Source organism: Pseudoduganella sp. RAF53_2 (assembly GCF_052113985.1).
Lineage (GTDB): Bacteria > Pseudomonadota > Gammaproteobacteria > Burkholderiales > Burkholderiaceae_D > Rugamonas.
On sequence record NZ_JBFRDW010000137.1, the window covers coordinates 1 to 10,763 of the forward strand.

The window sequence follows — 10,763 nt, forward strand, 5'->3', positions numbered from 1 at the left end:
CCCCTGGCCTTGCTTCGAGGCCTTAGCGCTGTCTTTGATTTCCTTGAACTTGACCCATCCTTCGGCCAGCAAGTCAAAAACATCAACGTTCAGCGTTTCGTTGAGTTTGTCGGCTGCACCTTCCGCAGCAAAGTTGACCCACCTCGGCAAGGCAGCGTTCTCTCCGGCGGATTTCCGCGCCTCTTCGGTTGCGCCTTCCCGTACATGCGCGTCGGTGAAATTGAACAGGCTACGCAAACTGACAGTGTTCATGACGTTGTCTCCTCATGCTCGCGGATTGTCACAGGCCCCTGCGTAAGCCCCGCGCATAGTTCAATATCCGCGCAATCAACGCTCTTCGCCGAGACCTTGACTGGTTCGACGTTCGGCGCAATATCGGCGGTAAATGTGACATTCGGATGGAAGTGCCGCCAAACCTTGTGGCCCAAGGCTGATACGAGCGCTGCGCCACCGGCCAATCCTGCCCAAACCCACCAGGGCACCGACAACTTGATGGCGATCGTTTCGCCTCGCCTTCGCACCTGATTAGCCGCTGGTACGGTCTCTTTTACTTCCCAGTTATCAAAGCCCAATCCTGCAACTACTGGAACCAAATCGTGGCTTTGGAGTTCGGACCGGGCATCTGCCAAGGTCTTGCCAAGTACGGGTGGCACGAACACGAGGTCTTCGTTGGAGAGCTTTAAGCTGATAACGGTGTGCGCGGATACGTGTTGGCCCGCCGGTGGCGATTGCGAGAGTATTTCGTTCTTTTGCCGTTCGCTCGCCCGGTATTCTTGCTCGATCACAAAGGACTTCAGGCTAGGAAGCACCCGTTCAAAATTGGAACCCACGAGCGAGGGAACGACCAGACCGGCGGAAATTTGCACCTGTACCGTGCTATTGCGGCTTGCAGTCGCGGGCGGAGCCGGATCTTGGGAAATGACACTGCCCATTTGGACCTCGGACTCTGCCTCGGTCCAGCTTGGAAGTAATCGGGCCTGCTCCAACTTGGTTTGTGCCGTGCTGCGGGTATCCCCAACGATGCCTGGCACCTCGACCAGATTGCCATCGGATAAAGTCAATTTGACCGTGCTGCCGGGCATCGCTTTAGTGTGGCCTTCAGGATTCTGGGAAATCACATTGCCTTCCGGCGCGACACCTGGCGTGAAAACGCGACTGACATCGAATGAATTCAGCTGCTGCTTTGCCTCATCGAAGGTTTGACCGACGACCGCGGGAACATCGATTGGGAGGATCGGGCCAACGATAAGATAAACAGTGCTTTTTAGGGGAACGTCGTTGCCTGCACGCGGCTTTTGAGTAATAACTTTGCCCGCTTGATCTGTGCTTGAGGAAGGGGCAAATTCGGTGGTCGTACCTAGTCCTTTGCTCTGCAGCCGGTTAATTGCCTCGTCCTTTGGCAAAGTGCGTACGTCTGGGACTCTCACGAGAGAGCCATCCGAAACGAAAAATACGACGGCACATCGCTTGTCAGATTCCAGAGATTGCCGAAAGATCGTTCCTGCTGGCTTGGATGATCTTGCGCGGACCTGACGTACTGCAGACTTCATACGCTGCGGAAGCAATTGGACCGCGTCGTTAAATGTCCTTCCTGAGTAGTCAGGAAGGGGCGGGCAGCCTTGATACTGGGCCATCTGACGGTAGTCTTGGGCCAAGGCCGACGTGCATAAAACAAAGGTCAAGAGTGYCARCCCTATCGGGAGCAGTGCTCGCGAGTGCCTCAGTCCGATTTTTAGATCGTTCATGGCCAGCTCCCCCTGAATTGTTCGTTTTTATGTACAACCAATAGTCAATATAGGTTGGGGAGCGATGATCAAAGTACACACATTGTCACGCCCGAAACRATGCGCTGACAGTCTGGAAACTAGATAACACGCTGCCAGTGTTGATGTTTTGGGATTGCAATCGACGAGTAAGCCCTTCAGAATCGGATCAATTTCCTGAAGCAAATTGTTCCGGAGCGAATCATCAAATCCCTGCTTGTCAATATTGCCCGCCTGGCTGCGGCCAGTCTGTTGGGCGGAGTTCTTGCGCTGCCTGCGCTGGCCCAGCAATTGCCGCTGGACTCGCGCCTGAATGAACAAGTGATCATGGTGCCGGCTGGCCGCCAGCAGAGCGTTCAGCTGGAAACTACGGTATATAAGCCGAACGGCGACGGTCCCTTTCCGCTGCTGATCATCAATCACGGCAAGGCGCCCGGCGATCCCAAGCTGCAGAGCCGCGACCGTTTCGTGTATATGGCCGCGGCCTTCGTGCGCAAAGGCTATGCGGTCGTGGTGCCGATGCGCACCGGTTTTGCCCACTCGACCGGCAAATTCATCGAATACGGCTGCAATATGACCGCCAACGGCTATGCGCAAGCAGGTGACGTGGCTGACGTTGTGGCCTGGGCGCGACAGCAGGACTGGATCGACGGCGAGCACATCGTCATCGCCGGCCAATCCTTCGGCGGCCTGGCCAGCGTGGCAGTCAGCACCCAGGAGTTGCCCGGCGTACGCGGCATCATGAATTTTGCCGGCGGCCTCAAAGTCCATGGCGGCAGCTGCGACTGGCAGAGCGCGCTGGTGAAAGCGTTCGGCGAATACGGCAAAAAGAACAAGATCGAATCAATGTGGATGTACGGCGCCAACGACAGCTACTTCGGCCCGCAACTGGTCAGCAAGATGTACGGCGCTTTCACGGCCAATGGCGGCAACGCCAAGCTGATCGCCTACGGCACGTTTAAACGGGACGCCCACACCATGCTGGGCAGCCGCGACGGCCAGCCGATCTGGCAGCCGGAAGTCGACAAATTCCTGGCCCACATCGGCATGCCGGTAAAGGAAGTCTACGCTGTGGCCGAACCACCAAAGCAGCCAAAGACCAATTACGCGGCACTGGATGACGCAGCCGCCGTGCCGTTTCTGCCTGAACGTGGCCGCGAGCAGTACCGTGCCTTCCTGAAGAAGGATTCGCCGCGTGCCTTCGCCGTGTCTTCAAGCGGCGCCTGGGGCTGGGCGGAAGAGGGCGAAAATCCCGGCGATCGCGCGCTGGCGGCCTGCCAGGCCGCCAGCAAGCAACCCTGCAAGCTGTACACGGTCGATAACGATATTGTCTGGCCCGAGCATAGCGCCACGGGCGGCGGCATGCAGTAAGATGTCCGCATGTGCGGACGATTCGATCAGAACGATATAGCGAGGCGCTACATAGCGGCCTTCGGCTGGGCTGACGCGGCTTACCGCAGCCAGGCCGAGCCCACCTACAATGCCGCTCCCGGCACCTATCGCCCCGTGATGCATATGAGCGGCGGCGAGCCCCAGGTGGACGACCTGCACTGGGGCTACCGCGCCGCCTGGGCTGCGGGCAAGCTGCCGATTGCCGTCAATGCGCGGCTGGAAAAGATCACCAATAACTACTGGGGCAAGCTGCTGAAGACGGGCCGCGCCCTGGTGCCCGCACACGGATGGTACGAATGGACGGGCGAGAAGAACGCGCGCCAGCCCTGGCACATCCACCGTAAGGACCGTGAGCCATTCTTCATGCTGGCGCTGGCCAACTTCGGTCCCTTCAAGGAACACAAGGCGGAATCGGGCTTCGTGCTGATTACGGCCGATGCGGAAGGGGGCATGGTGGACATTCACGACCGCCGTCCGGTGGTGCTGAACGCAGCCGATGCGGCCCTCTGGCTTGATCCGGATCTCAGCGCGGAGCAGGCGGAAATGCTGGCCCGCACCATGGCCCTTGGTTCCGAGCATTTCGAATGGCACCGCGTCAGTCCTGACCTGAACCGCGCCGGCAACGACGGCGCGCATCTCGTGGTGCCACTGGCCGGTTAGAACAATCCCTGCACGGCCAGCCAGGCCGCCGCCGTACAGATAGCGCTCAGCACGGCCAACGGTTTGACACCCCAATACATGCGTTGCGCAATAACGGCGCTGGGCCGGTGCAGCCGCACGAAGGCATAGGACGCCAGCAGATTCTGCACTGCGACATACAAGTGCAGCATCAGGCCCGCACCCAGCCAGTCGGACACGGCGCGCACCTCGGGCGGCTTCAACTCAACTGTCATGACGATGACCATGCCCTGGCACAGTCCGAGCATCATGCCCAGCATCGTGCGCCGGACCAGGCGAGGATGGAAGTAATGGCGCTGCCATTGCGGCACTAAAGCCAGCGCATGCAAGGACAGGACGAGGGTTACGAATAGTTGGTGAGAGCGCATATCATCTGAAACCATGCGTCACCGAGCCGATGGGCTCCCTGTGCAGCTGGATTTTGCTTCGAACATAGATCTTCAACATAGCATATGGCGGCGCGGGGTCGCGCATGATACGCTGAGTCAATTCGACGATGGCAGTAGATGGGGGAGGTTCTGGTGAATCATCCGATTATCCCGATCGCGGCACAAGACGGCCCGAGCCGCGAACGCAAGCGCCAGGCGCCCAAAGGCCGGCGGGTGGACGCGGTCGCGCTGGCGGAAGTGCAGGTGCTGCTTGGCTCCCTGCCGCGTCGGCGCGATCTGCTGATCGAACACCTGCATCTGATTCAGGACCGCTACGGTTGCCTATCCACCGCTCATCTCGCGGCGCTGGCGCAGGAAWTGCGGCTGCCGCAGGCGGAAGTGTTCGAGGTGGCGTCGTTCTACCATCATTTCGATATCGTGCGCGAAGGCGAGGTGGCGCCGCCGGCGCTGACCGTGCGCGTGTGCGATGGACTGTCCTGTGAGCTTGCTGGCGCTGGCGAGCTGCTGGTACGCTTGCCCGCCTTGCTTGGCCCGGACGTACGCGTCATCGCCGCGCCCTGCATTGGCCGCTGTGACCAGGCGCCGGCTGCACTGGTCGGCCAGCGTGCAGTCGGCCATGCCACGCTGGACGCGATCGCATCGGCAGCCTCCGCCGCGCCCAATCCCACCGCGCTGCACCCAGCCGACGCGGCTGCAGTGCGTCCGGGCAGCGGCGATCATGGCGCGTTCGGCTCGGCGGCCGATGTGCAGGCGGGGGCGCAGTCGCCGGCGGAGGCGCAGTCGGGGACGCAGGCGCTGGCGGATGCGTTGGCGGGCCGGGCGCCGGGAGAAGCGAGGGCGAGGACGGGGGCGTGGCGCGAGGCCGGGACCGGGGCCGGGGCGCGCGCGGGTGCGGGCGCGCTGGAGGTGGCGGACGCGGGGGAGGCAGCATACGTGGTCCTGGCTGACTATTTTGCGGGCGGCGGCTACGCGCTGCTGCGTGAGTGCGTCGCGGGCGTTCGCGATCCGGAAGCGGTGATAGCCGCGCTCGAACATTCAGGCCTGCGTGGCCTTGGTGGTGCAGGCTTCCCGGCCGGCCGCAAATGGCGCATTGTGCGCAACGAGCCGGGGCCGCGTGTGATGGCGGTGAATATCGACGAAGGCGAACCAGGCACCTTCAAAGACCGCTACTTCCTGGAGCGCGATCCGCACCGCTTCCTGGAAGGCATGCTGATCGCCGCCTGGGCCGTCGGCATCGACGAAATCTACATCTATCTGCGCGACGAATACCACGACTGCCGCGTCATGCTGCAGCAGAAATTGATGAAGCTGCGCGCGCAGCCGCCCATTCCGCGTATGCCCGCAATCCATCTGCGCCGCGGCGCCGGCGCCTACATCTGCGGCGAAGAATCCGCGATGATCGAATCGATCGAAGGCAAACGAGGCTTGCCGCGCCTGCGTCCACCCTATGTCGCGCAAGTGGGCCTGTTCGGACGCCCAACCCTGGAGCACAACTTCGAAACGCTGTTCTGGATCAGGGACATCATCCAGCGCGGCCCCGAATGGTTTGCCGCGCAGGGCCGCAATGGCCGCAAGGGTCTGCGCTCGTTCTCGGTTTCCGGCCGGGTGAAACAACCCGGTGTAAAGCTTGCGCCGGCGGGCATCACCGTGCAGGAACTGATCGACGAATACTGCGGCGGCATGCAGGACGGCCATAAGCTCTACGCCTATCTGCCCGGCGGGGCATCGGGCGGCATTCTGCCAGCCAGCATGAACAACATCCCGCTCGACTTCGACACCTTGCAAGCGCACGGCTGCTTCATCGGCTCGGCGGCAGTGATCGTGCTGTCCGACCACGACAAGGCCGCCAACGCCGCGCGAAATATGATGCGCTTCTTCCGCGACGAATCGTGCGGCCAATGCACGCCGTGCCGCGTAGGCACCGCGAAAGCCGTAACGCTGCTCGAACAGCCGAAGTGGGATACGGCCTTGCTGGCCGAACTAAGCCAGGTCATGCGCGACGCGTCCATCTGCGGCCTTGGACAAGCCGCGCCCAATCCTGTCGACAGTGTGATCCGCTATTTCCCTCACGAGGTGGCGCCATGATCGCCTTTGAACTGAATGGCCGCGGCGTGCAGGCGGAGGAAGGCGAAACGCTGCTGCAGGCGGCCCGCCGCGAGGGTGTCGACATTCCGCACCTGTGCTACAAGGACGGCATGGCCACGGCTGGCAACTGCCGCGCGTGCATGGTCGAAATCGACGGCGAACGCGTGCTGGCGCCATCCTGCTGCCGCGCGCCCGCGCCGGGCATGAAAGTCAGCACGGACAGCCCGCGCGCGCTCGCCGCGCAGAAGATGGTGCTGGAACTGCTGCAATCGGACATGCCCGAAGCCGGCCACACGCGCCACAACGAAGTCGACGAATGGGCCACCCGCCTGCAACTCGGCAAGCCGCGCTTTGCACCGCGCGAACAGCCGCGGCAGGACGCCTCGCACGTCGCCATTACCGTCAATCTCGACGCCTGCATCCAGTGCAMCCGCTGCGTGCGCGCCTGCCGTGACGAGCAAATGAATGATGTGATCGGCCTGGCCTATCGCGGCGACCACGCGAAAATCGTCTTCGATATGGATGACCCAATGGGGGCCTCCACCTGTGTGGCTTGCGGCGAATGCGTGCAGGCTTGCCCGACCGGCGCGCTGATGCCGGAGCGCGATGTGGCGCTGTCCAGGCCGGACAGACAGGTCGAATCGGTCTGTCCATACTGCGGTGTGGGTTGTCAGCTGACCTACAACATCAGGAACGACAAGATCCTCTACGTTGAAGGCCGCGACGGCCCCGCCAACAGCAGCCGCTTGTGCGTCAAGGGCCGCTACGGCTTCGATTACGCGCACCACGCGCAACGTCTGACAAAGCCATTGATCCGGCGTGCCGATGCGCCACCCAAATCCGGCAAATTCACCATGGACCCGGAGCGGGTGCTGGACGTGTTCCGCGAAGCCACGTGGGAAGAAGCACTGGCGCTGGCGGGTGGAAAACTGGCGCAGATCCGCGACGCGCACGGCGCCAGGGTTCTGGCGGGTTTCGGGTCGGCCAAAGGTAGCAACGAGGAAGCCTATCTGTTCCAGAAACTGGTGCGCACAGGCTTTGGCAGCAATAATGTCGATCACTGCACGCGCCTATGCCACGCATCGTCCGTGGCCGCACTGCTGGAGGGGATCGGCTCCGGCGCCGTGTCCAACCCGGTGCGCGACGTGACAAAGGCTGAGGTGGTGATCCTGATCGGCGCTAATCCGACCGTGAATCATCCGGTGGCGGCGACCTGGATCAAGAACGCCGCGCGCAAGGGCATGAAGCTGATCGTCTGTGATCCGCGCCGTTCCGAGCTTGCGCGCACCGCGCACCGCTATCTGCAGTTCAAGCCAGATACCGATGTGGCGCTGCTCAACGCCATGATCTACACCATCGTCACGGAAGGTTTGATGGACAAAGCCTTCATCGCCAGCCGCACTATTGGCTACGACGAGCTGGCGAGCAACGTGATGCTCTACAGCCCGGAGGCCATGGCGCCGATCTGCGGTATCGAGGCCGACACGATCCGCTACGTGGCGCGGCTGTACGCAAAATCCAAAGCGTCCATGATCTTGTGGGGCATGGGTATCTCTCAGCACATCCACGGCACCGACAATGCACGCTGCCTGATTGCACTGGCACTGATGACCGGACAGATCGGCCGTCCCGGCACAGGCCTGCATCCGCTGCGCGGCCAGAACAATGTGCAGGGTGCCTCCGATGCGGGCCTGATCCCGATGATGTTCCCCGATTATCAGCGCGTAACCGACCCTGAAGCGCGGGCGCGCTTCGCCAAAGCCTGGGGTGTGCAGCTGGACGAACAGCCCGGCCTGACCGTGGTGGAAGTGATGAACGCGATCAAGGATGGTAAAGTAAAGGGCATGTACATCATGGGAGAAAACCCTGCCATGTCCGACCCCGACGCCGACCACGCCCGCGCCGCGCTGGCTGCGCTCGACCATCTGGTCGTGCAGGATATCTTCCTTACCGAGACGGCCTATCTGGCGGACGTGATTCTGCCGGCCAGTGCCTTCCCCGAAAAGACCGGAACCTTCACCAACACCGACCGCCTGGTGCAGCTTGGCCGTCAAGCGGTGCCGCCGCCGGGCGAAGCGCGGCAGGATTTGTGGATCATTCAGCAGATCGCACAGCGCATGGGCCTGGACTGGGCTTACGCAGGTCCGGCGGACGTGTTCAATGAAATGCGCACTGTGATGCCGAGCATTGCGGGCATCACGTGGGAGCGCCTGGAGCGCGAGCACGCTGTGACGTATCCCTGCACGGCGGAAGGCGACCCCGGGACGCCAGTGGTCTTCACCGACAGCTTCCCGCGCGAGTCGGGGCGCGCGCGCTTTGTTCCGGCCGATATCATTCCTGCCGACGAACGGCCGGACAGCCAGTATCCGCTGGTGCTGATCACGGGCCGCCAGCTCGAACACTGGCACACCGGCAGCATGACGCGCCGCGCCGCCGTGCTGGACGCGATCGAACCCGATCCGGTCGCACTGGTGCATCCTTACGACCTGGCGCAGCTGGGCGCCAAGCCCGGCGACGTCATCACCATTGCCTCGCGGCGCGGCAGCGTGAGCCTGTATGCGCGCGCCGATGACAGCTCGCCACGCGGCGCCGTCTTTGTCCCGTTCTGCTATTACGAGGCCGCCATCAACAAGCTGACCAACCCCGCGCTGGACCCTTTCGGCAAGATCCCCGAATTCAAATACTGCGCGGTGCGGGTAACGCTGGGCGGCACGGTGGCAGCGCAAAGCAGCTTTGGCGGCGGCCAGCTGTTGGGAGCTGAGCACTAATGGCGCTGTGGGAAGCGGTACAAGCCGCCTTCGCATTGCTGTTCACCGGCGACCCGGTCCTGTGGCGCATTATCTGGATTTCCCTAAGTACCAGCGTGCTTGGCCTGCTGATTGCGACGCCGTTTGCTGTCGCTGGAGGCTATGCCATCGCCATGCACCAGTTTCCCGCGCGCCGCGTCGTGATCTGGCTGGCGCAAGCTGCCTTGTCGTTGCCGACGGTGCTGATTGGGCTGTTGCTCTACATGCTGTTGTCGCGCCACGGCCCGATGGGCGGGCTGCAATGGCTGTTCACGCAATCCGGCATCGTGGCGGGGCAGGTGATTATCGCCTTGCCGGTGCTGCTGGCGTTCACGCTGGCCGCCGTGCAGGCAGCCGATCCGCGTTACGCGGAAACGGCCATCACGCACGGCGCCTCGCGCTGGGGTGTGATGACGACCATGCTGTATGAAGTGCGTTTCGGTGTCATGGCGGCAGTGATCAGCGGTTTCGGACGCGTGATCTCCGAAGTCGGCTGCGCCATGATGGTGGGCGGGAACATCGCGGGCGAAACCCGCACCATCACTACAGCCATCGCTCTGGAGACCAGCAAAGGCGAATTCGCGCAGGGCATTGCGCTGGGCATCGTGCTGGTCACCATCGCGCTGGCCATGAATGGCGCCTTGATGCTGCTGCAAGGCGACGCGCACGCGGCGAAAGGCAGCGCATGATGCTTTCCATCGGCCGCCTCACCAAGCGCTACGACAGCCACACGCTGTTCGACCTCACTGATTTTTCGCTGGAGGGCGCCACCGCCTATGTGCTGACCGGTGTGAACGGTGCCGGTAAGAGCACCTTGCTGCGTGTGTTGGCGGGTCTGGCGCCGGCCGAGGCGCAGGACGTGCAGTTCGAAGGCCGGAGCGTGAGCCTGTCGCCGTATCCCGCCTTGCTGCGCCGGTCCATCGTGTATGTGCACCAGCATCCCATCATGTTCAGCACCAGCGTGGCGGACAATATCGCCTACGGCCTGAAGGCACGGGGCGAATCGCACGCTGCGATCAAGCAGGCGGTGCACGAGGCGATGTCGTGGGCCGGCGTGCGCCATCTGGCGRACAATAATCCGGCTACACTATCCGGCGGCGRAAAGCAGCGCGTGGCGCTGGCGCGCGCCAAAGTGCTGCACCCGCGCCTGCTGCTGCTGGACGAGCCGACCGCCAATCTCGATGGCGCCGCGCGCGAGCAGGTGATTGCGCTGATTCCCACCCTGATCCATGCCGGCAGCAGCGTGGTGATGGCTTGTCATGACCGTGATTTGATCAACCTGCCCGAAGTGCAGCGCATGAAGCTGCGCGACGGCAAACTGGAGATGAAATGAAACGTCGCTCACTCGTTCTCGCCCTAGCGGCACTGACCTTCACCGGCGCCGCATTCGCGCAACAGCCGGTCATCCGCCTGTCGACCACCACCAGCACCGACAATTCCGGCCTGCTGGGATATCTGCTGCCGATCTTCGAGCAAAAGACCGGCAACAAAGTGCACGTGATTTCGGTCGGCACCGGCAAAGCGCTGGAACTGTCGAAGAACGGCGACGTTGACGTGACGCTGGTGCATGCGCGCCAGGCCGAAGACAAGTTCGTGGCCGAAGGCTGGGGCGTGGACCGCCGCGATGTGATGTACAACGACTTTATCGTAGTGGGTCCGGCATCCGATCC

The 10,763-nt window shown here is 62.5% G+C and carries 10 protein-coding genes; 7 read left to right on the plus strand and 3 right to left on the minus strand.

The window, feature by feature from the left end:
• Positions 1-252 (minus strand): hypothetical protein (locus AB4Z11_RS10565; RefSeq protein ID WP_442025167.1); only part of this gene is annotated, 252 nt, incomplete at its 3' end.
• Positions 249-1,550: a PASTA domain-containing protein gene (locus AB4Z11_RS10570; protein ID WP_442025169.1), complete on the minus strand. Its 1,302-nt coding sequence runs from the start codon at positions 1,548-1,550 to the stop codon at positions 249-251. The genes AB4Z11_RS10570 and AB4Z11_RS10565, both read right to left, overlap by 4 nt.
• Before the next feature lie 465 nt (positions 1,551-2,015).
• Here AB4Z11_RS10570 and AB4Z11_RS10575 point away from each other — a divergent pair, with 465 nt between their 5' ends.
• A complete protein-coding gene (locus tag AB4Z11_RS10575) occupies positions 2,016-3,134 on the plus strand; it encodes a dienelactone hydrolase family protein (protein ID WP_442025171.1) in 1,119 nt (372 codons plus the stop codon).
• A gap of 9 nt (positions 3,135-3,143) precedes the next feature.
• Positions 3,144-3,815 (plus strand): SOS response-associated peptidase, encoded by a 672-nt coding sequence (locus AB4Z11_RS10580; protein ID WP_442025173.1) that lies wholly within the window; start codon positions 3,144-3,146, stop codon positions 3,813-3,815.
• Here AB4Z11_RS10580 and AB4Z11_RS10585 read toward each other — a convergent pair.
• Positions 3,812-4,201 (minus strand): hypothetical protein, encoded by a 390-nt coding sequence (locus AB4Z11_RS10585; RefSeq protein ID WP_442025175.1) that lies wholly within the window; start codon positions 4,199-4,201, stop codon positions 3,812-3,814. The two genes, AB4Z11_RS10580 and AB4Z11_RS10585, sit on opposite strands and share 4 nt — an antisense overlap.
• 153 nt (positions 4,202-4,354) lie before the next feature.
• Between AB4Z11_RS10585 and AB4Z11_RS10590 the strand changes: the two genes are divergently transcribed.
• From AB4Z11_RS10590 to AB4Z11_RS10610, 5 genes are all read left to right on the plus strand, one after another.
• Positions 4,355-6,307: an NADH-ubiquinone oxidoreductase-F iron-sulfur binding region domain-containing protein gene (locus AB4Z11_RS10590; RefSeq protein WP_442025177.1), complete on the plus strand. Its 1,953-nt coding sequence runs from the start codon at positions 4,355-4,357 to the stop codon at positions 6,305-6,307.
• Positions 6,304-9,075 (plus strand): formate dehydrogenase subunit alpha, encoded by a 2,772-nt coding sequence (gene fdhF / locus AB4Z11_RS10595; protein WP_442025179.1) that lies wholly within the window; start codon positions 6,304-6,306, stop codon positions 9,073-9,075. The genes AB4Z11_RS10590 and fdhF overlap by 4 nt, the downstream gene beginning before the upstream one ends.
• The gene (locus AB4Z11_RS10600; protein WP_442025181.1) at positions 9,075-9,782 is read left to right on the plus strand and encodes an ABC transporter permease; all 708 of its coding nucleotides are present in this window, start codon (positions 9,075-9,077) and stop codon (positions 9,780-9,782) included. The genes fdhF and AB4Z11_RS10600 overlap by 1 nt, the downstream gene beginning before the upstream one ends.
• Positions 9,779-10,426 (plus strand): energy-coupling factor ABC transporter ATP-binding protein, encoded by a 648-nt coding sequence (locus tag AB4Z11_RS10605; RefSeq protein ID WP_442025183.1) that lies wholly within the window; start codon positions 9,779-9,781, stop codon positions 10,424-10,426. The genes AB4Z11_RS10600 and AB4Z11_RS10605 overlap by 4 nt, the downstream gene beginning before the upstream one ends.
• Positions 10,423-10,763: substrate-binding domain-containing protein (locus AB4Z11_RS10610; RefSeq protein ID WP_442025185.1), on the plus strand; the 341-nt coding region annotated here is incomplete at its 3' end. The genes AB4Z11_RS10605 and AB4Z11_RS10610, both read left to right, overlap by 4 nt.